Genomic DNA, 19,813 nt, shown 5'->3' with positions numbered 1-19,813 from the left:
CTACCTGGATAAGGTCTGGGAAAACAAATTTACCGAACTCGGCGCCCTCGTCAGATTTGCTGATGATCTCGTCATTCTGTGCAAAACCAAAGAGCAGGCTATGAAGGCAATCGATGTGTTAAAAGCAGTATTTAATAAACTTGAAATAGAGATAAACACATCCAAATCAAAGCTCGTCAACCTATGGGATGACAAAGCAGGATTTGACTTTCTGGGCATGCATCACCGGAAAATCCCCAAACAGGTCAAGGGAGTAGCCCATTATATATTGCGGAGCTATCCATCGAAGAAAGCCATGAAGAAGATGAAAGAGAAGGTGAAGGAAGCCACATCGCCGCGTAACCGACTGTTCTGGACAATGAACAGAATGGTTGAAGAACTCAATCCGAAGATTCAGGGATGGAGAAATTACTACGCGATGGACGCTTTTGCCGATTTATTTCTGAATAAAATCGACTGGTACATTCGAAAGAGATTGATGCTGTTTTGGAACAAGAAATGCAATCGTCGTATGAAGCACAGTAATTCCAGATTAACGGGTATTATTGCTGAGCACTCTGGATTAAAGAAACTCGTTGGATAGGAAAGTACCGTAAAGCGGAAGAAAGAAGAACATCGGAAAGCCGGATGAGGGAAAACCTCACGTCCGGTTTGATGCAGGGGGAGCTGGAAAAGTAAAAAAGAGGGCTTCCGCCCTCCAATGAAAATTCAGTTCTCTACTCTACAGAGTTATATGTTTTGGAGTGAACGCGGAGTTGCTCCAGCCGACTTGTGCGAACAGAGGGAGGGAACTACAGTCCGCTATTCTAGCCAAAAGTATCCATATCGCGGGGGTGAGGGAACTACAATCCGCTATTTTGCTGTTTCAAGGCAAATTCAGCGTTTTTCGTGGAAATAAGACCCTGTAGTTCCGCTAATACCCTAGCATCCCTGCTATATGCCTATATAGCGTCCTATAGTTCCCTAAACAGGTTTTGTCGCTACTAAGAGGCTGATCTCTCAGGGCGGCAAAGCCGCTTTTCTCTATCTTGCGTCAAAATAAGGCATCTGAAGGTGCTTCTGTATCCCGCAGACATAAGTCTACAAAATCTCCTTCTTTAGTATCTAAATACACCGTTCCGGCCGTTATTTTTGGCGCCATAGAGTGCTTTGTCACAAGAAGAATATAGCGTTTCTAATTGTGTATCGGGATTTGGAATCAGCGTAACAACGCCTAAACTTATAGTGTAGGCTGCTGGCAGTTCAGAACTGGTTGTCCCAGCGATGGCTTGCCGGAATAATTCCGCTTTAGCAGTCGATTCTTCTATGCCCGAGCCTGGAAGCATAATAGCGAACTCATCGCCGCCATATCGCCCAAACAAATCATGTTTGCCCAAAAGGCTCGTTATCCGTTTGCATAGATCCTGCAGAACTAGATCACCCGTATCGTGCCCGTAGGTATCATTAATCGTTTTGAACTCATCGATATCGAACAGCAACAAGGAAACAGGGTTCCCTTTTTTAGCGAAACCGCTAAGAATTGTTCGAGCGTGGACAACAAACATTCGCCGATTGAGAATCCCCGTTAAATCATCATAATTCGCAAGCTTGGTTAATTCGCGATCGGCCCGTTCTTTCAATAGGAGGACAAAACCCGTATTCCCTAGAATCATGACCAGATAAAGCACTATAAAAGAAATGGTTTGATAAAAACTTGGTGTGAAAAAACCCATAAGATTATTCAAATAAAGAGCAAATACACTTCTTATAACAAGCGCTAAGCTGATTAATAGATAGACGCAACCCATCATTTTCATAAGCAAAGACGAGGCTTCGTCCTTCATCATTCGATAAGCGGGAAGAATAATGAGAATGGCTAGGCCCAAAGACCCAACGAGAATGCGCACTCGCTCAACATTGTAAAAGAAAAGACATAAGTGAAAACAGATCATGATGGCACTTGTCATGCTGATATAGAATCTTTTGGTGGACACATGAAATTGCTGCTGCAGCTTGAGCAACGCGACAGTTTCTAAGCTGAATCCGAGGAAAAGGAGAGAATTGGCTAACGATATTGTTACTGAATCAGGAATTCCACCACGCCAAATTAGGATAATCCAGGCCAGAGCTTGAACACATTTTCCAGCAAAAAAGATATTCATGGTTGTATCTTTAGGGTGTTGACTCCAATAAGCGCTAATTAAAATAACGGTAAACAGGTGCCCAATGACTAACGTGATGAAGATCGTCTTCATATCCAATAACAAATCCATATTGAACCACCATCTTATGTATGAGTTCCATGCCACTCTGAGTATAACCAATAATTCTACAATTTTCCACAAAAGTTCGCAGGAATAAACCCCAAGGTCGGGATTATTCCTGTTGCCCTTTCAATACCCAAGAAACAAATCGATAGAAAGTGTTCTCGGTGAAATCAGTCATCTCGAAACGATGCGCGTCAACGGAGTCCTCAGCCTGACTCACATCGGACGGATGCGCCGGCTCAAATTCATTCGTTATCCCTTGTTTATTGCCTGCATTGTAAGTTGTCATGGAAATGTTCCTTCCCCAATTATGTTAGTGTATAATTGTACGCAAGGAAAGAGACGACAAAAAAACCATCTCTCTCATTGAAAGAAGGTCGGTTGCACTATTCGCTCCACTAGGTCAAAGTGCCCATATAATGACCAAGCTTCATTGCGCCCTGTTATAGTTCTTAGTACACAAATTATACATCGAGTTGCTATCTCTAGTAAATACCTTATAGACTATGAAATAGATAAGAAAAAGTAAATTTACATATAAAGTATAATTTATGATAAAATTGAAAATATTTGTATGCATTTTAAATATTATAATGAGATCGTCGTCAAGTTGAGGAGAAGGTTATGAAGCAATGGATAGAATTATCTCGCCAAAGATGTAGGGATCGCGGGATGGATCCTACGAAAATATCTTCGGTGGGACTTAAATTATCAGACAATCAACTGCAAGTGGAAAAAGAACGTTATCGGGATATTCTTGCTGTCATTCAGTATTTTGCTGAAAAAATATTGTCACTCTTGGCCGGAAAGCCGCATCTGATCCTTGTTAATAACGAACAGGGGTACATCTTAGACAGCTATGGGGATGAAGGATTCAAATCAATTATCTACAATTATGGCATTCATGAGGGAATCAAATGCGACGAAGAGTTTATGGGCACGAATGTAGTCACGCTAGCTCTGCAAGAGCAGGCACCCATCCAGATCGTCGGTGAGGAACATTATCATGAGATGCTGGGAAATACGGCGTGTTATTGTGTGCCGTTCCATTTTCCCATGTATCATAATTTATCAGGGACCATTGCCATCATGACCTCGGTTGAGCACCATAATCATACTTATCTAGCGCTTCTTTCTAATATGGCTGATTCTATTGAAAGAGAATTATCGCTTCGAATGACGAATCAGAATCAAAATCTTATTCAGCAGCTTGTTGTCAATAACATGCGCAACGGCATTATTATGACCGATGAGCGCGGTATTATTACAGAGTTTAACGCCTATGCCGAGAAAATTACAGGAAGAAATCGGGAAAGTGTCATCCACACGCCTGTCTTTCCTTTCGAACATTTCGGAAGCTATTTCTATCAAGCTCTGAAGTATCGGAAGCAATTCGAAAATATAGAGCTTTCTTTCCGGTATTCCTTGGATCAGAAGAATGTGTGCCTGTTCGATTTACTTCCCATTATCAATGAAAAGGGTGAAATCTTGGGCGCTTTTGCTCAATTTCGTGATATTACGGATCGTGTTGTTCTTGAACGGCAATTCATTAATGCGGAAAAGTTCTCGGCCATCGGGAAGATGGCAGCAGGTTTAGCCCACGAAATAAGGAATCCGCTAACCTCGATTATCGGTTTTTTTCAGCTGCTTCAGAAATCTAATGATCCGCAAAAATTTCAGAATTACGTAGGACTCATCAATACGGAGCTCCAAAACATGAAGCAGTTGGTTTCTGACTTCGTTGTCATGGCAAAACCAAGCACGCCGGAGAGAAAGGCCGTAAATTTGCAAGAATTTTTGAAGGATACGATTCGGTTTATGGACAGTCAAGCCATTCTAAAAAATACATCTATCACCGCTATATATGATGAATCATTAACGATGGCTTGGATTGATCCTGCTCAAATTAAACAGGTACTCGTTAATTTGATTCAGAATGCGATAGATTCCATCGACAAAAATGGATTTATCCAGCTTTCAACGAAGATGGGTGCCAATAATAAAATGTTCCAAATCAGTATTGAAGATAACGGCGTGGGCATGACGAAGGAAGAGCTCGCGCAAATCGTAAATCCATTTTTTTCAACAAAAGAAAACGGCGTTGGACTTGGTTTATCCATCTGTTATCGGATCATTGAAAATCATAAAGGGAATATGACAGCCACATCGCGCAAGGGGATAGGAACGAAGTTCGAAGTGACGCTTCCGCTTTCTTAATCCAAGCAAAGAAAACCGTCAACCTCACTTGTTGCAAGCGGGAATGACGGTTTTTTCTATATGCAAATAGGTATTAATTTACCAAACGAATGCGCTTGTAATAATAACCAACAAAATGAAAAGCACCAAAATTGCTGTCGAAGAAGTACCTACGCCGCCTGTTCCACAACCTACGCCACCAACATAAGACATTTAAATCACCCTTTCTTTGGAGTTGCTTGTGCTACATACCTAATGTATGAATTCTCTGTCAAGATGTTTGGGCCCATGGAATGATTGTGCTGTTGTCCCTGTTGGAGCAGAAGTTGCATGTTTTTTTTGAGATCGTTTATAGTTAATCTAGGCACATATGTAGGAAATTAATGGAACCGGAGGGGAATGTCATGACAGAAGTGAAATTATCAATTGATTATGAGCAGTATGAAGAGGGTATTAAAATCAAGGATCTTCTGGAAGAGCTAGCCGCGAAACCAGAGAGTACGGAGCTAAACAGTCTCATTATCGGTGATTGGGGCGGTTCTTATGAGAATGATTCCAGCGAAATTGTCGCTGCTTTGACGCAATTGAAAGATCGTTTTCCCAAACTGCGCAAATTATTCATCGGTGATATGGGGTTCGAGGAATGCGAGGTATCTTGGATTATGCAAAGCAATCTTACCCCCATCCTAACGGAATTCCCTGAACTGGAATCATTGACGATAAAGGGAAGCACAGGGTTGGAGATAGAGCCTGTGAGTCATGCGAAGCTGCAGGAACTTGTCATTATTTGTGGCGGACTAGGCAAAAAAGTTCTTGCTAGTATTAGTCAATCCTCATTTCCGCAATTAAAAAAGCTGGAGCTTTACATGGGGGTTGAAGATTATGGGTTTGATGGTGAGCTAGCGGATATTCTTCCTCTCGTTGAACAGGGTAAATTTCCTGAATTGACGTATTTAGGTTTGAAAAATAGTGAACTTGAGGATGAGATTGCGATCGCGTTGGCAGATGCGCCAATTCTGAGTCAGCTTCATACGTTGGATTTGTCACTTGGCACGTTAACGGATAAAGGCGCTGAAGCGCTACTTGCAAGCGATCAGGTGAGGAAATTGCAATCCCTTGATCTCAGCTATCATTATATGTCAGATGACATGGTACAACGATGGAAGGCCTCTGGTCTTCCGGTTGATACAGACGAACAACAAGATGCAGATGAGGATGAAGATTATCGCTATCCTTCGCTTACGGAATAAGGCATGGCACCTATGATATTAATTGGCAACCCTGGGAATCGCCGGACGAATGGCTTGCAAGCAGCAAGAGTTAAACTTGGCATGTCCCCAGCGGTTGTCGTGCCCTATCTGGCTTTGTTAAAAGGCGAGATTTCGCTAGCCGAAGTGGCTGAACGTGAGGGCTTGCAGTTGGGGAAGACACCTTGGCTGCGTTTGGATGCACCTGGGGAAGATCATGAAGTTGAATGCGCATTAATAGCACTAGGTTCTCCGGATGCCGCAGGCTCGAATGGCGGAGATCGGTTGCTGCCATTTGGCGCGCGAAGCGATCCTGATCCTTGGTCTCAAGCGATGATCGCGGGTTTGAAGGAGCAGCCAGGTCGACTGTATCATCCATCCCAGTGGTTTCGCGGCTACGGACGCTTGCTTGCGCGGCTTGAGCAGGAAGCAGCCGAGCTATGGCCAGAAGGACAGTGGGTGAACGCGCCGCGAGACATAGTCGCTATGTTTGATAAAAGAAGGACGCATGAGGTGTTGCAAGCGGCAGGTGTGCCTGTCCCTCGGCCATTGGCTGAGCCTGATCGGATTTCGAATTGTGAAGAATTAAAGGAATTCATGATCATGCAACGGAAGCATCGGATATTCATTAAGCTAGCTTGCGGATCGGGCGCATGCGGTGTTGTCGCTTATCAAATTAATCCAGTCACTGGCGCGGAATTAGCAGTAACAACAGTTGGCGTGGAGTCTTATCTGTCCAGGCCTTCGATGTTTTATAATTCTATGAAGATTCTAACCTATTCAGACAGGAAGACGATCAGGCTCATCGTTAACTGGCTGCTTCAGCAGGGTACGCATATCGAGCAATGGATAGCGAAAGCCGCTTACGAAGAGAGGTCCTTCGATGTCCGTCAACTTGTTGTTGCCGGAGAACCCTGTCATAGCATTGCCAGGGTTAGTCGATCCCCGATTACGAACCTGCATTTGCGCAGTGAGCGGATGAGTCTGGAGGCTGTAGGATTGGATGCTAACTTGCGAAATTCCGTAGGGGTGTGCGCGGCTCAAGCGCTTGCGGCATTTCCCGATTCTTTGGTTGCTGGCGTGGATGTATTGCTGAGCCGCGGGTCATTGCGGCCCTATGTGTTAGACATCAATCCGTTCGGCGACTTGCTTTACAAGGTGCAGTTCCAAGGAGAAGACACCTATACGTGGGAACTTATGAACTGTGCTAAAGGGGAACAAATATGACAGATATGAACGCGATTATTGGCACCCATGATCTTGTCATGATTACGCTGGATACACTGCGTTATGATGCTGCTGATCTGGAGGAGTCCAATTGTCCAAACTTATGCGGTAGCGGATCTTGGGAGAAGAGGCATACGCCAGGCAGCTTTACTTATGCGGCTCATCACGCTTTTTTTGGCGGCTTTTTACCGACGCCAGCAACGCCCAACAAGGCTGAACATGTTCGTTTGTTTCACTCCAAACATACCGGGTTCAAGACGCATCCGCATACATGGCTATTCGATACACCGGATCTCGTTTCAGGCTTGCAAGCGGAAGGCTACCGAACGATCTGCATCGGCGGCGTTATTTTCTTTACCAAGAAGGTGCCGCTTGCCCGTGTGCTGCCAGGTTATTTTCAACAAAGCTACTGGCGGATGACGTTTGGCGTAACGAACCCTCGTTCCACAGAGCATCAGGTTAATCACACGATTAAACTGCTGGATCAGTTGGATGAGAAGGAGAGGCTGTTTTTATTTCTAAATGTATCTGCGATTCATGGACCTAATCACTATTACGTTAAGGGGGCCAAACGAGACTCCATAGAGACCCAACGCGCAGCACTGCGTTATGTGGACGGTGAATTAGGTCGTTTGTTCGATGTGCTGCGCAAACGGGAACGGCCTGTGTTCTGTCTGGTCTTCTCAGATCATGGCACCTGCTATGGGGAAGATGGTTATGAAGGACATCGGCTTGCGCATGAAGCTGTATGGACCGTGCCTTATCGTGAGTTTATTCTATAAAGGATGTGAGCGGAAGATGACTTCTAGCGATACTTCAAGGATCCGCAGTTGGGCTGACCATATGCGCGCAGATCCTTACCGTTCTTATTTATATGCTTATCCGCACAAAACCGCCTATCGGGAGCTGGAACCGAGCAGGCCATTGTCAGAGCTTTGGGCCCAAGAAACGGCGGAAACGTATTTCTTGTACATGCACATCCCATTTTGCGGAGCACGCTGCGGTTTCTGCAATTTGTTCACGCTGCCTGATAAAAGAACCAGCAGTCATGAGCAATACGTTGATGCACTGGAACGGCAAGCGCGCGAGTGGGATTCTTTTGCGGGTGGTAAACCATTTGCCCGGTTCGCAATCGGTGGTGGAACGCCAACCTTGCTTGAACCGCAACAGCTTGAGCGCTTATTTGGGATTGCCGAAGAAGTAATGGGGTTAGATACCCGGCAAGCGTCCATCTCTGTCGAGACATCCCCGGAAACGGTGACGGAGGCAAGGCTTCGAATCTTGCATGCGCACCACGTAGATCGAGTCAGCATGGGGATTCAAAGCTTTATTGAGGATGAATCAGCAGCCATATATCGGCCGCAGAAACCTCTTGAAGTGGAGAGAGCTCTGACCTTGTTGAAAAGCGAGCCGTTTCCAATTCTGAATTTGGATCTCATTTATGGGTTGCCGGGACAAACGGTCGCCACTTGGCTGTATTCTGTTGAGCGAACACTGGCTTATGAACCGGAAGAAGTGTTCATCTATCCCTTATATACACGTGAGCAAACCATTGTTAAACCTGAAGATATTCGCCGTGTTGGTGCTGATCTTCGAATGGACTGTTATTTGGCTGCGCGCGATCGTTTGCGAGAAGCGGGATATATCCAGCATTCCATGCGCCGATTCGCTAAACCAACTGTCTCTTCGGCCAAGCAATTGCTGCCGTATGGCTGTCAGGAAGACGGGATGGTTGGTTTAGGCTGCGGCGCACGCTCGTACACCCGTGAGCTCCATTATGCTTCACGGTACGCCGTGGATCGCCAAGCTACGGCAAGTATTATTGCCGATTATGTCGCTGCCGAGCGCCATGATAGAGCGGACTACGGCTATCAGTTGAATAAAGCGGAGCAACAGCGCCGATTTATCCTCAAAGCCATATTGCATACAGAAGGATTGGAGCTTTCAAGTTACGTTGAACGCTTCGCTAGTCAAGCTTTGGAGGATTACCCGGACCTTCACCCATTGCTGGAAAATGGTTTTGCGACGAAGACAGAAGGTATATTGCGACTGACGGATGAAGGTTTAGCGTATTCGGATGCGATCGGTGATTGGTTCATTTCTCCAGAAGTGAAGGAACGCATGGAAGGGTATGTATTCGTATGAGAGCAACCATTTATTACAGAGGCAGCTTGTCCTCTTGTAATTATGATTGTCCGTACTGTCCATTTAGCAAGAATAAAGACAATGCCGCAACTTTGGCCAAAGATCGTTCTCAACTTCTCACGTTTGTTAATTGGGTTAAAGCGCAGGAGAGAGAGGGGCATCGTCTTGCTCTATTTTTTAATCCTTACGGTGAAGGACTGGTTCATCGCTGGTATCGAGAAGCCATGATTGAGCTGTCTCAGATGCCCCATGTTGACAAAGTGGCGATCCAAACGAATTTGTCGGCAAAGCTGGACTGGACGGATGACTTGAATCCGAAGAATGCCGCCTTCTGGGCATCCTATCATCCTGGGCAAGTGGATGAGGCCTCTTTTCTGAACCAATGTTCAGAATTGCATCGACGCGGGCTTCCTTTTAGTGTGGGTTCAGTTGGTGTGAAAAGCGCTTTCTCTGCACTAGCTTCACTGCGGCAAGGTTTGCCAACAGATGTGTACATGTGGGTAAATGCCTTTAAGGATAAAAAAGACTATTACACGGCTGCCGATATCGCTTTTTTACGTGAAATCGATCCTCATTTTGAGCGGAATGCTGTGGATTATGGCAGCCAGGGCAGTCCCTGCTCGACGGGAAAAGATGTTTTCTACGTGCAAGGCGCTGGTATCGTAAAACGGTGTTACAAGGATCGCACGGTAATTGGCCATCTCTACCGTGATGGTCTGGAAGGCCTGTCCGCAGACAGGCCGTGCAGAATGAACTGCTGTGATTGTTACATCGGTTATATTCATATGCCGGAGTTGGCGCTGAGCCGCGTGTATGGGGATCATTTGTTGGAGCGTATCGCAAACGGATAGATGACAAGCCAAGCACCCTTATTGGTAAGGGGGGCTTGGTTTGTTCGTGATCAGCGGGAAGTTGATTCTGAAACCCAATATCACTCCTGGGCTGATGTGTTTCTCTTCAAAACCGCGCGGAAGCAATATAACCGTCCCCAGATATCGTTGTAAAGCGCATCTGCGGGAAGCTCGAATTGCGCATCATAGGCAAAAGCAAGCCCTGTCTCCTGCACCAATGTGCGAAACATCGTTAAGTCGATAGTCGGAAAGTCTAACGTAAGCAGGAGATAACCATCAGCTTTCAGAGTTCTTCTAAATTCTTTCAGAGCAAGCCGCATGTCCGTGAGATCCATATGTTCCACGACAGAAATACAATAGATTTTATCGAAAAAATCATCCGCATAGGGCAGGTGTGTAATGCTGGATTGAGTGAACCTGGTCCGCTTGTAATCAATAGCTTTTATTAGCTCAACAGCCTCTTCGTTGATCTCGGTTCGCACAGCATCCAATATACTTTGCTCGGAATGAATTCGCGCATCCCAATCACAGGCATAAGCTTCTTGGCATCGCTGACCTAGGGCGAATTTGAAGGGATGAGGCACTCCGCATGCAGCATCCAAGGCAATATCATGTTCATTCATGAACGATGTGCACCAAGCATATTCATAAGGACGACTCCACCAGGTTTCTGGCAATGGGTAAACAAGTTCTTGTACAGACGGATCGGATGCGAGGATAAATCGGGATTGAAGATGAGAATGGTTCGTCATTCCAAGGCCTCCTCAATAATGATGACAATGCGCAGCGGCTAGCGCTATCTTAATACCCCCTCATTCTTATGCGAATTTCGCAAGCGTTAGAAGGATTTCCTTGACTTCCCGTTCAGTGATCAGTAATATAATAAATTAATTGCATAACAGGCATTGACCAAAGACATGATTTCCTTCACGAACTGCCCAGAGAGAGAAGTTCAGGCTGAAAGCTTCTCCTGTAAACGGATGTGAAATTACCCCTTTGTAGCCGTATTGTAGAACCCGTTAAGATTAGCTTGGCGGCAGTAAACAACACCGAGTTATCTTCGATATCAGATACTAATAAGGACCTTGCTGCTGCAATCTTGGGTATTGAACCCAATTGTCAGGCAGGTCGAATTAGGGTGGAACCACGAGCTGAACGCACTCGTCCCTTCTTGGGCGAGATGCGTTTTTTTGCGTTCATATAAATCGGGAAAAAGTAGAAATGGAGGCTGCATTATGGAAATTAAAGTTTCGTTGTCGGATGGATCAATCAGGAGGTATCCGCTTGGCACCACAGTTGAACAAGTCGCTGAGTCGATAAGTATGGGCTTGAAGAAACAGGCAGTCGCCGGAAAGGAAAATGGAAAGCTCGTTGATTTGAACTATCCAATCCAGCAGGATGGCCTAATCGAAATTGTAACTCTGGATAGCAAGGAAGGTTTAGAGGTCTATAGGCATACAACCGCTCATATCATGGCTCAAGCAATTAAGCGAATTTATGGGAGCAAAGCAGTTAAGCTCGGCATAGGGCCCGTGATTGAGGATGGCTTCTATTACGATATGGATCTTGAAAAGCCGCTTTCGCCTGATGATCTAGGATTGATTGAGAAAGAGATCGAAAAAGTGATTCAAGAAAATGTGCCGATTGTCCGACGAATTGTTAGCCGGGCGGAAGCGATACACATTTTTGAAGAACTTGAAGATCCTTTGAAACTGGAGCTGATTCGTGATTTGCCTGAAGAGGCGGTCATCACCATCTATGATCAAGGTGAATTTCTGGATTTGTGCCGTGGCCCTCATCTTCCTTCAACAGGCAGAGTTAAGGCATTTAAATTGCTGAGTGTTGCTGGCGCATATTGGCGCGGAGATTCAAAGAATAAGATGCTGCAGCGCATTTATGGTACTTCCTTTCCTAAGAAGAGCCAGTTAGAAGAACATCTGCACGTCCTTGAAGAAGCGAAGAAACGCGATCACCGCAAGTTGGGCAAGGAACTCGAGCTGTTTATGTTTTCGGAAGAAGCGCCTGGCATGCCTTTCTTTTTGCCCAAGGGGATGACCATCCGCACAGAGTTGGAGAATTTTGCCCGTGAACTGCAAAGACAGCGGGATTACGATGAAGTGCGGACGCCGCTCATGATGAACAATCGTGTTTGGGAGCAATCCGGACATTGGGATCACTACAAAGAGAATATGTACTTCACGCATGTAGATGATACGAAATTTGCGCTCAAACCAATGAACTGTCCGGGACATATGCTTATTTTCAAAAATGCGCTTCACTCTTATCGGGAATTGCCTATCAGACTTTCGGAGTTTGGACAAGTGCATCGTCACGAGTATTCCGGAGCATTGAATGGGATGATGCGGGTGCGGACATTTTGCCAGGATGATGCTCATTTATTCGTTTTGCCCGAGCAAATAGAAGACGAAATTGGACGAATCATCTCGCTGATTGACCATGTCTATCAAGTACTAGGCTTTGAATATAAGGTTGAGTTGTCCACTCGTCCCGAAGATTCCATGGGCTCCGAGGAACTCTGGGATCAGGCTGAAAAGTCTTTGGCGCAAGTGCTTGATAATTTGGGCATTGATTATGTTGTTAATGAAGGCGATGGAGCTTTCTATGGTCCCAAAATTGATTTTCACATTTTGGATGCACTCAAACGAAGCTGGCAGTGCGGGACGATTCAATTGGATTTCCAGATGCCGGAGAAATTTGATCTCACTTACATCGGTGAAGATAGTCTCAAGCATCGGCCAGTGGTTATACATCGCGCTTTGTATGGCTCGATCGAGCGCTTTATCGGTATTTTGACAGAACATTTCGTTGGCGCATTTCCAGTATGGCTCTCACCGGTCCAAGCGAAAGTTCTGCCTGTCTCAGATCATTATCTGGACTATGCGTTCCAAGTGAAAAAGCAGTTAGAACAGGCTGGCATCCGTGTAGAAGTAGATGGAAGAAACGAGAAGTTGGGTTACAAAATTCGTGAAGCACAGCTTGAGAAAGCACCTTACATGCTTGTACTTGGCGAGACAGAGAAGAACTCAGAAAGCGTGGCTGTACGCAAACGGGGAGACGGAGATCTCGGCTCTGTGAGTATTCAAGCGTTCATTGAGCGAATCAAGCAAGAAATACAAGCCAAAGAACTGATTTAAAATAGCGGTACAGATAATACAGAAAAGAGTGACGATCAATGACTTGGGCATACATGACGACCGAGACGTGGGATGAAGCGCTATGGCTGCAAGCCGAAAGCGTGTATAACGAAGCATTCCCTAAGCATGGCAGGAAACCGCGAGAGCTGATCCGGCGGATGTTCCAAAGAGGCATTTGCACGCTGCATACTTGGCGCGATCCAACTCAAGTTGTTGCCATGGCGCTAACGGCGACGAATCAGGAGACCAAAGTACTCATCATTGATTATATATCTGTTCGCAAGTCTCAGCGGGGGAAAGGTCTGGGCCGAACTTGCCTAGCAGATATTCGGCATTGGGCGAAGACCCAAGGGAACTGCCGGGAGATTGTAATTGAAGTTGAAGCTGAAATGACGGAAGAAAATTTAGTTCGTATTGCCTTTTGGCAAAAGGTCGGATTTCATTTGACCGATTATGTCCACACGTATATTTGGGTTCCCGAAACTTACCGGGCTATGTATTTGGATTTAGATGAACAAACGGAACTGCCGGATGATGGGCAAACGCTATTCACTCATATTACGGCCTACCATGAAAAAGCTTATCGCGGCAAAGGGTGAGGGGCGTGTGGAGAACCAACGAACCAACCAACCAACCAACCAACCAACCAACCAACCAACCAACCAACCAACTAACCAGGAATCATTGCTAACGAACTGAATGCTGCTTATAGACAAAAAAAACGCTGCTTTTACAATCTAACGAATTGAATCGGCATTATGGAGTAGAAAATAGGTGAAAAGGTGTTTCCCTTGTCTCGCACAATAAAGTGGCAAACGGAAAAAAAGCACAATAGGAGATAAATCGGCGATTTCACATATGGTGATTGAGGTTTCAGGCTGATAAACTACTACTATTCAGAGAAATGAAAGGATTGAGCCTATGCCTTACTTATCATTAACGAGTTGGAGTTTGCACCGCAATCTGGGACCTTTGCGCTGGACACGCTGGGATGAAACAGCACGTACGACGTATACGGAGACTCAAGATCAACCAGAGCTGCTTACTTTATTGGAATTGCCGGCGACTCTAGCGGACAAGGGGTTCACTTCCGTCGAAGTGTGCCATTTTCATTTTCCGGATACAAGCACGAGCTACCTGCAGACTTTGAAGCAGTCCTTCCAACAGGCAGGCATTCGCTTTTATACGCTGCTTATTGAATATGGAGATATATCTAGTGCGGACACTGGCCGTAGAGAAGCAGATCTTGCATGGATTCAAGGCTGGATTGATATTGCAGCAAATGCTGGAGCCGAGAGGGTTCGCGTCATTGCTGGCGATGCGGAGCCTACGGATCAAGAAGCACTGGAACGCTCAGCTAACGGGCTGAGGGAGTTGGGGCAGTACGCTGCTGCGAGAGGCGTGAAAGTGGTCACTGAAAACTTCCATGCGTTAACCTCAGAGGCAGACAACTGCCTTGCCTTGTTAGAGAGATGTGGTGAAGCCATTGGATTTACTTCCGATTTCGGTAATTTTAAAGGAGCAGGCAAATATAAGGCGCTTGCCAGAACGATTCCACACAGTGAGTCCATTCATGCCAAGGCGCAAACAGATGCGGGCGGGATTCCCGATGAGGATGAGTTCATTCGCTGCATGGATATCGTAAAGAAGGCCGGTTATGAAGGTCCGATTACGCTTGTATACGACGGGCCTGGCGACATGTGGGAAGGTATTGAGCGTGTGCGTAAGCTGGCAGCGCCTTATTTCACGGTAAAATAGCACATCCCGATAAAACTTATCGGAATATAAGAAAATATAATTGACGAAGTTTAATAAAGAATGTTAATCTATGAATAGAAAAGTTCAATCCATATTAATCCTACGGATAAACAATGAAATGAATCGACAACTTCCATAAGCTTGAATTGTGACTACCGTTTAAACGGAGACGCTTTTTCTCTACCTAGAGAAAAGTGTCTTTTTTTTTACCTATCAGCTATATGGTTTTGGTTGAGATAAGGGAACTACAAGCCGCTATGCTAGCAAAAAGTGTCCTTATAGCAAGGTTGAGGGAACTACAGGGAGCTAATTCGCTGTTTGCTGGGAAATTCAGCACATTTCCTTGGAAATAAGACCCTGTAGTTCCTCTATTACCATAAAAAACCTACTATTTACCTAAATAGGGTCCTACAGTTCCCTTAATAGGACGTGTTGCTTGGTAGCACACCGATTATCTTACATTATTAAAGAGGAGTTGATCTTCATGAGCGAACCATTATTGAAAATCCAACATTTAAACAAAACGTTTCAGTCGAACAAAGGGTCTGTTCAAGCGCTGCATAACATCCAATTGCATGTAAAAGAGGGAGAGTTTATTACCGTCATTGGTCCAAGCGGCTGCGGCAAAAGCACGCTGCTCAAGATTATAGCAGGGCTGGATGTTCAATACTCTGGTGATGTTCATCTTGGCGGACAGCCGATTAAGGGGCCAGGTATCGATAAAGGATTCATTTTTCAAGAGCCGCGCCTATTCCCTTGGCTGACCGTTGAGAAAAATATCGCCGCAGATCTTTCTCTGCGGGATCCCAATGTCCGCAAAAAAGTGGATGAACTGATTGAACTAGTTCGTTTAGAGGGATTTCAGAAGTCGTTTCCTAGAGAATTGTCTGGCGGGATGGCTCAACGTGTGGCGATTGCAAGAGCGCTACTCCGGAATCCTAAGGTGCTGCTGCTTGATGAACCATTCGGAGCCTTGGATGCTTTTACGAGAACGCATATGCAGGAAGTGCTGATCGATATTTGGCAAAAAAATAAAACGACGATGATTTTTGTCACGCATGATATTGATGAGGCGATCTATTTGGGCAATCGTGTAGTCATTCTTAAACCGCGTCCTGGCGCGATTCGGAATATCGTTTCGATTGATTTGCCGATTCCCCGTAAAAAAACAACGACATCATTTCAAGAATTGCGCCTAAAGGTGCTTAGTGAATTCGAAAAGATCGAAGAGTTGGAACTCGTAGACAGCTCTGGTATCTAATAAATAGGAAGGGGGAGATTCGATGAGCCGACAAGGACAATTAGTTGGTGTTGAACTGGACACTGGACAGAAAAGGCCGCTGACAGATCGACAGGTGAGAGTCAAACAACGTATATATCGAACACTTCTTGGGGCACTTGTTCCCATAATCGTACTGATCGCGTGGCAGGTATTGGGTCAATTAGGAATTATTTCATCGCTGCTGTTTCCGACACCTATTCGAATCATCAGCGCAGGTATTCGATTAATTCAAACAGGTGAGCTTTATGACAATATCAAAATCAGTGTGGTGCGAGCGCTCTCAGGCTTCGTGTTAGGAGGATCGCTTGGACTTGCCTTCGGTATTTTCGTTGGTTTATTCCGCAAAACGGAGAGGGCGTTAGATCCAACGGTACAGATGATTCGTATGGTGCCACATCTCGCGATTGCGCCCTTATTTATTTTGTGGTTCGGGATCGGTGAAACCGCCAAGGTTTTGTTAATTGCCAAAGGAGCTTTCTTTCCGCTTTATATCAATGCTTTTCTAGGAATTCGGGGCGTAGACAATAAATTGTTTGATGTGACACGTGTGCTTGGATTTAGTAAATGGAAGCAAATTATTCGTTTAACCATACCAGGAGCGCTTCCCCATATTTTACTGGGCGTTCGAATCTCACTTGGCGTATCGTGGCTTGGTCTTGTCGTAGCGGAACTAATGGGTTCCACCTCGGGTATCGGTTATATGATGTCGGATGCGAGACAATTTTCCAAAACCCCAGTCGTTTTCGTCGGTATTCTCATTTTCGCCGTTTTCGGAATCGTGGCGGATTCGGCAGTGAGACTACTAGAACGTAAATGGCTTAGCTGGCAAGACAGTTATAAAGGAAGATAAGTGATCATTACTGAGGCATAGGAGGCGTGATGGAATGAGTAATAGTGTCAAAGCGATTCGACAAGCGCCACAAGGAATCGGGGAGTCAGAGAAGGGGGAACTGGGACTTTTTAGAATAAAATGGTATCGGGATAAACTAAATGACATCGTCATCGGTTCGATTTTGCCGTTATTAATTGTAGTTATCTGGCAGCTTTCAGGTGATTTAGGGCTGTTCTCGCCTACTTTTCTGCCTACTCCTTTGCAAATTGCTTCTGAATTCCGCACCTTAATCGTATCCGGTGAGCTCTCGCAACACTTATCGATTTCCCTGCAACGAGCGGCCATCGGTTTTGTAATTGGGGGATCGATAGGACTTGTATTCGGTTTTTTCGTTGGCTTTATTCAGAAGCTTGAATTTATGCTCGATCCGTCGTTTCAAATGCTGCGGATGATTCCCCATTTGGCGATCGCTCCGCTTATTATTTTGTGGTTTGGCTTTGGGGAAGTTTCCAAGATTGTGATCATCGCAAATGGCGCCTTTTTCCCGATGTATATTTATACATTTTTGGGTATTCGCAGTGTGGATCATAAGTGGTTCGAGGTGGCTCAAGTGCTGAATTTCAGCAAATCGAAGCAGATTTTCCGTTTAATTCTTCCGGCCTCATTGCCTAGTATTTTGTTAGGTTTACGGTTATCAGTGGCTATTTCATGGTTAGGTCTGGTGGTCGCAGAATTGATAGGCTCACAGGAAGGAATCGGTTTCCTGATCAATTATGGCAAGCAGAATTCAAGTGCTGAACTTATTTTTGTCGGTGTCATTATTTTTGCTGTGATCGGCAAACTCGTGGATTCGCTTGTGCGTTTGCTGGAAAGAAAATGGCTGAGCTGGAGAGACAGCTTTCAAGGCTAAATGAACATCAAGGGGGGAAACCAATGAGCTCAGCCGAGGTTGTAAAATGGGAGGCCGATGTCTTAGTTATCGGCGGCGGTCCCGCAGGGGCATGGGCAGCATGGAGCGCGGCCCAACAGAATGCCAAGGTGATTCTGGTCGATAAGGGCTACTTGGGATCTAGCGGAGCCACGGCTCCAGGAGGAACGAATCTCTTGTATTTACCGCCAGACCCTGAACTAAGGGAGAAGGCTGTTCAGCAGCGCTACCGAGAGAGCGGGTATTTGGCAGAACCCGCATGGATTCACCGTGTATTGGATCAAGTATATGAAAGCTTGCTGTTGGTTGAGGGTTGGGGCTATCCGTTTCGCCGGGATGAGCAAGGTGTCCCGTTGCGCGATCATTTGCAGGGACCTGAGTATATGAAAATCATGCGTCGCCAAGTGAAACGCGCGGGTGTGAAGATCTTGGATCAGTCGCCGGCGCTTGAACTGCTGGTGGATGAGAATGGCGTTGGAGGTGCTCGCGGGATATCAAGACTCGATGAGACAGAATGGGAAGTTCGCGCTAATGCCGTCGTGATTGCGACGGGCGGCTGCGCATTCCTTAGCAGAGGCTTGGGCTGCAATGTGCTGACTGGAGATGGCTTGCTTATGGCAAGCGAACTTGGCGCAGAACTATCCGGTATGGAATTTACGCGGCAATATGCGCCAAGTGCGGCATTTGGCACGGTAACTCGCGGCCGGCTGCTGAACTGGGCAACCTACACCGCGGAAGATGGAACCGTGCTGCAAGGGGGTGGTCCGCGTGCTGGTGATTTTCTGCCAACGATGCTGAGCAAGGGACCTGTCTATGCGGTGCTTAACCATGCAGATACCCCAGAGAAGCAGGAGATATTGCGCAAATCACATGCGATTTTCTTCCTGCCGCTGGATCGTGCGGGCATCGATCCTTTCAAGGAACGGTTCCCGCTGACGCTTCGCTACGAGGGAACCGTTCGCGGAACAGGCGGCATCCGCCTGACCGATGATAGCTGCGCTTCAACGGTTCCCGGCCTTTATGCCGCCGGTGACGCCGCAACCCGTGAGCGCGTCACGGGTGCGAAGTCTGGGGGAGGCGCGTTCAACGCCTCCTGGGCGATCTCTTCCGGCACGTGGGCCGGCGCCGGCGCAGCGAAGCATGCGCTGGCCTTGGGCCGCGGCGCAGCCGGAAGGGATTTGCGACCAGCAGGCCGTTATGGCCTGGTCGACAAGGAAGCGGCACCCGAGCGCATCATCGATGCGGGGGCCTTGGTCAAGGCTGTCCAGCAAGAGGTGTTCCCGCTGGACATCAATTATTTCCGCAGCGAGCCCGTGATCCGTCAATCGCTGGAGCGATTGAACGGACTGTGGGCGAGCTTGCGGGGAGCCGTGCAGCCGACGGTGCAGGGTCGGGTGCGCACGAGAGAAGTCGCGGCGATGATCGCGACAGCGCGCTGGATGTACACCGCGGCGCTGGAACGCAAGGAGACGCGTGGCTTGCATATGCTCCAAGAATACCCCGAGACAGACCCCGCACAGCAGTATCGCTTGCTGGTATCAGGGATCGATGAGATCCACATTCGCAAAGAGGAGAAGTCTGCACAGGAGGTGTTGATCCCTTGATTGAGCTTGTAAGTTCTGAACGTTGTGTAGGCTGCACGCTATGTGTGAAGGTCTGCCCTACGAATGTATTTGACAAAAATGTGGATGGGGTGCCGATCATCGCCAGGCAGGAGGATTGCCAAACCTGCTTTATTTGCGAAGCTTATTGCCCTGTAGATGCTTTGTATGTCGCGCCATTCGAAAACCCGCTGGACGCAGTGCCGAGTGAAGAAGAATTAATCCAAACAAAGCTGCTTGGCAGCTGGAGAGAAACGATTGGTTGGGGGAAAGGACGAACGACGCTAGCGGAAGTAGATACAACGCCATTCATCGATCTTATTTTACCGCCGCGCCGCTAAAATC

The 19,813-nt window shown here is 46.5% G+C and carries 19 protein-coding genes and 1 riboswitch; of the genes, 15 read left to right on the top strand and 4 right to left on the bottom strand.

What is annotated here, in order from left to right; translation table 11 throughout:
* Positions 1-583, top strand: a 583-nt coding sequence (locus IEY34_RS05530) for a group II intron maturase-specific domain-containing protein (protein WP_268240108.1), incomplete at its 5' end; no start/stop codon positions are given.
* A gap of 514 nt (positions 584-1,097) precedes the next feature.
* Here the strand turns inward: IEY34_RS05530 and IEY34_RS05525 are convergent.
* Together IEY34_RS05525 and IEY34_RS05520 are read right to left on the bottom strand one after the other, a co-directional pair.
* A complete protein-coding gene (locus IEY34_RS05525) occupies positions 1,098-2,252 on the bottom strand; it encodes a GGDEF domain-containing protein (RefSeq protein ID WP_189008716.1) in 1,155 nt (384 codons plus the stop codon).
* A 103-nt stretch (positions 2,253-2,355) separates the two neighbouring features.
* Positions 2,356-2,535 carry a hypothetical protein gene (locus IEY34_RS05520; protein ID WP_189008713.1) on the bottom strand — a complete coding sequence of 60 codons (180 nt, stop codon included), beginning with the start codon at positions 2,533-2,535 and terminating at the stop codon, positions 2,356-2,358.
* Between the two features lie 77 nt (positions 2,536-2,612).
* A riboswitch (cyclic di-GMP riboswitch) is annotated at positions 2,613-2,696 on the bottom strand.
* A gap of 174 nt (positions 2,697-2,870) precedes the next feature.
* On the opposite strand from IEY34_RS05520, the gene IEY34_RS05515 reads away from it, so the two are divergent.
* Complete coding sequence (locus IEY34_RS05515) at positions 2,871-4,463, top strand: ATP-binding protein (protein ID WP_189008710.1); 1,593 nt, start codon at positions 2,871-2,873, stop codon at positions 4,461-4,463.
* A gap of 78 nt (positions 4,464-4,541) precedes the next feature.
* Here the strand turns inward: IEY34_RS05515 and IEY34_RS05510 are convergent, their stop codons facing one another.
* Positions 4,542-4,655 carry a sporulation protein YjcZ gene (locus tag IEY34_RS05510; RefSeq protein WP_189008706.1) on the bottom strand — a complete coding sequence of 38 codons (114 nt, stop codon included), beginning with the start codon at positions 4,653-4,655 and terminating at the stop codon, positions 4,542-4,544.
* Positions 4,656-4,846: 191 nt separating this feature from the next.
* On the opposite strand from IEY34_RS05510, the gene IEY34_RS05505 reads away from it, so the two are divergent.
* From IEY34_RS05505 to IEY34_RS05485, 5 genes are read left to right on the top strand one after another with little or no spacing between them, the layout of a single operon-like run.
* Entirely contained in the window at positions 4,847-5,692 is an 846-nt protein-coding gene (locus IEY34_RS05505) for an STM4015 family protein (protein ID WP_189008703.1), read from the top strand.
* Positions 5,693-5,695: 3 nt separating this feature from the next.
* Positions 5,696-6,916 (top strand): STM4014 family protein, encoded by a 1,221-nt coding sequence (locus IEY34_RS05500; protein WP_189008699.1) that lies wholly within the window; start codon positions 5,696-5,698, stop codon positions 6,914-6,916.
* A complete protein-coding gene (locus tag IEY34_RS05495; protein ID WP_189008696.1) occupies positions 6,913-7,698 on the top strand; it encodes an STM4013/SEN3800 family hydrolase in 786 nt (261 codons plus the stop codon). Before IEY34_RS05500 ends, IEY34_RS05495 begins: the two co-directional genes overlap by 4 nt.
* Positions 7,699-7,714: 16 nt before the next feature.
* Entirely contained in the window at positions 7,715-9,061 is a 1,347-nt protein-coding gene (locus IEY34_RS05490; protein WP_189008693.1) for an STM4012 family radical SAM protein, read from the top strand.
* Entirely contained in the window at positions 9,058-9,912 is an 855-nt protein-coding gene (locus IEY34_RS05485) for an STM4011 family radical SAM protein (protein ID WP_189008690.1), read from the top strand. The genes IEY34_RS05490 and IEY34_RS05485 overlap by 4 nt, the downstream gene beginning before the upstream one ends.
* Positions 9,913-9,992: 80 nt before the next feature.
* On the opposite strand, the gene IEY34_RS05480 is transcribed toward IEY34_RS05485, so the two are convergent.
* Positions 9,993-10,664, bottom strand: a complete 672-nt coding sequence (locus tag IEY34_RS05480; RefSeq protein ID WP_189008687.1) for a class I SAM-dependent methyltransferase — start codon at positions 10,662-10,664, stop codon at positions 9,993-9,995.
* A gap of 483 nt (positions 10,665-11,147) precedes the next feature.
* Here IEY34_RS05480 and thrS point away from each other — a divergent pair, with 483 nt between their 5' ends.
* From thrS to IEY34_RS05435, 8 genes are all read left to right on the top strand, one after another.
* The gene (thrS, locus tag IEY34_RS05475; RefSeq protein WP_189008684.1) at positions 11,148-13,067 is read left to right on the top strand and encodes a threonine--tRNA ligase; all 1,920 of its coding nucleotides are present in this window, start codon (positions 11,148-11,150) and stop codon (positions 13,065-13,067) included.
* Between the two features lie 38 nt (positions 13,068-13,105).
* Positions 13,106-13,666, top strand: coding sequence for a GNAT family N-acetyltransferase (locus tag IEY34_RS05470; protein WP_189008681.1), 561 nt, complete (start codon positions 13,106-13,108; stop codon positions 13,664-13,666).
* A gap of 322 nt (positions 13,667-13,988) precedes the next feature.
* The gene (locus IEY34_RS05460) at positions 13,989-14,825 is read left to right on the top strand and encodes a sugar phosphate isomerase/epimerase family protein (protein WP_189008678.1); all 837 of its coding nucleotides are present in this window, start codon (positions 13,989-13,991) and stop codon (positions 14,823-14,825) included.
* 484 nt (positions 14,826-15,309) lie between these two features.
* Positions 15,310-16,086: an ABC transporter ATP-binding protein gene (locus tag IEY34_RS05455; protein WP_189008674.1), complete on the top strand. Its 777-nt coding sequence runs from the start codon at positions 15,310-15,312 to the stop codon at positions 16,084-16,086.
* 22 nt (positions 16,087-16,108) lie between these two features.
* Complete coding sequence (locus IEY34_RS05450) at positions 16,109-16,957, top strand: ABC transporter permease (protein ID WP_189008671.1); 849 nt, start codon at positions 16,109-16,111, stop codon at positions 16,955-16,957.
* Positions 16,958-16,991: 34 nt separating this feature from the next.
* Complete coding sequence (locus IEY34_RS05445; RefSeq protein WP_189008668.1) at positions 16,992-17,849, top strand: ABC transporter permease; 858 nt, start codon at positions 16,992-16,994, stop codon at positions 17,847-17,849.
* 23 nt (positions 17,850-17,872) lie between these two features.
* Positions 17,873-19,471 carry an FAD-dependent oxidoreductase gene (locus IEY34_RS05440; RefSeq protein ID WP_189008665.1) on the top strand — a complete coding sequence of 533 codons (1,599 nt, stop codon included), beginning with the start codon at positions 17,873-17,875 and terminating at the stop codon, positions 19,469-19,471.
* Positions 19,468-19,809 carry a 4Fe-4S dicluster domain-containing protein gene (locus IEY34_RS05435; protein WP_189008662.1) on the top strand — a complete coding sequence of 114 codons (342 nt, stop codon included), beginning with the start codon at positions 19,468-19,470 and terminating at the stop codon, positions 19,807-19,809. The genes IEY34_RS05440 and IEY34_RS05435 overlap by 4 nt, the downstream gene beginning before the upstream one ends.
* The last annotated feature ends 4 nt before the right edge of the window (positions 19,810-19,813 follow it).

It is taken from the genome of Paenibacillus marchantiophytorum (assembly GCF_014640555.1).
Classification (GTDB): Bacteria; Bacillota; Bacilli; order Paenibacillales; family NBRC-103111; genus Paenibacillus_E; species Paenibacillus_E marchantiophytorum.
This window is presented reverse-complemented; position numbering and strand designations above follow the sequence as displayed.

Excerpts from the sequence above, each read along its gene's own strand:
- IEY34_RS05510 (WP_189008706.1), bottom strand. The coding sequence starts at position 4,655 with ATGTCTTATGTTGGTGGCGTAGGTTGTGGAACAGGCGGCGTAGGTACT.
- IEY34_RS05450 (WP_189008671.1), top strand. The coding sequence starts at position 16,109 with ATGAGCCGACAAGGACAATTAGTTGGTGTTGAACTGGACACTGGACAG.
- IEY34_RS05460 (WP_189008678.1), top strand. The coding sequence starts at position 13,989 with ATGCCTTACTTATCATTAACGAGTTGGAGTTTGCACCGCAATCTGGGA.
- IEY34_RS05485 (WP_189008690.1), top strand. The coding sequence starts at position 9,058 with ATGAGAGCAACCATTTATTACAGAGGCAGCTTGTCCTCTTGTAATTAT.
- IEY34_RS05495 (WP_189008696.1), top strand. The coding sequence starts at position 6,913 with ATGACAGATATGAACGCGATTATTGGCACCCATGATCTTGTCATGATT.
- IEY34_RS05440 (WP_189008665.1), top strand. The coding sequence starts at position 17,873 with ATGAGCTCAGCCGAGGTTGTAAAATGGGAGGCCGATGTCTTAGTTATC.
- IEY34_RS05500 (WP_189008699.1), top strand. The coding sequence starts at position 5,696 with ATGGCACCTATGATATTAATTGGCAACCCTGGGAATCGCCGGACGAAT.
- IEY34_RS05470 (WP_189008681.1), top strand. The coding sequence starts at position 13,106 with ATGACTTGGGCATACATGACGACCGAGACGTGGGATGAAGCGCTATGG.
- IEY34_RS05480 (WP_189008687.1), bottom strand. The coding sequence starts at position 10,664 with ATGACGAACCATTCTCATCTTCAATCCCGATTTATCCTCGCATCCGAT.
- IEY34_RS05445 (WP_189008668.1), top strand. The coding sequence starts at position 16,992 with ATGAGTAATAGTGTCAAAGCGATTCGACAAGCGCCACAAGGAATCGGG.
- IEY34_RS05520 (WP_189008713.1), bottom strand. The coding sequence starts at position 2,535 with ATGACAACTTACAATGCAGGCAATAAACAAGGGATAACGAATGAATTT.
- IEY34_RS05505 (WP_189008703.1), top strand. The coding sequence starts at position 4,847 with ATGACAGAAGTGAAATTATCAATTGATTATGAGCAGTATGAAGAGGGT.
- IEY34_RS05455 (WP_189008674.1), top strand. The coding sequence starts at position 15,310 with ATGAGCGAACCATTATTGAAAATCCAACATTTAAACAAAACGTTTCAG.
- IEY34_RS05525 (WP_189008716.1), bottom strand. The coding sequence starts at position 2,252 with ATGGATTTGTTATTGGATATGAAGACGATCTTCATCACGTTAGTCATT.
- IEY34_RS05490 (WP_189008693.1), top strand. The coding sequence starts at position 7,715 with ATGACTTCTAGCGATACTTCAAGGATCCGCAGTTGGGCTGACCATATG.
- IEY34_RS05515 (WP_189008710.1), top strand. The coding sequence starts at position 2,871 with ATGAAGCAATGGATAGAATTATCTCGCCAAAGATGTAGGGATCGCGGG.
- thrS (WP_189008684.1), top strand. The coding sequence starts at position 11,148 with ATGGAAATTAAAGTTTCGTTGTCGGATGGATCAATCAGGAGGTATCCG.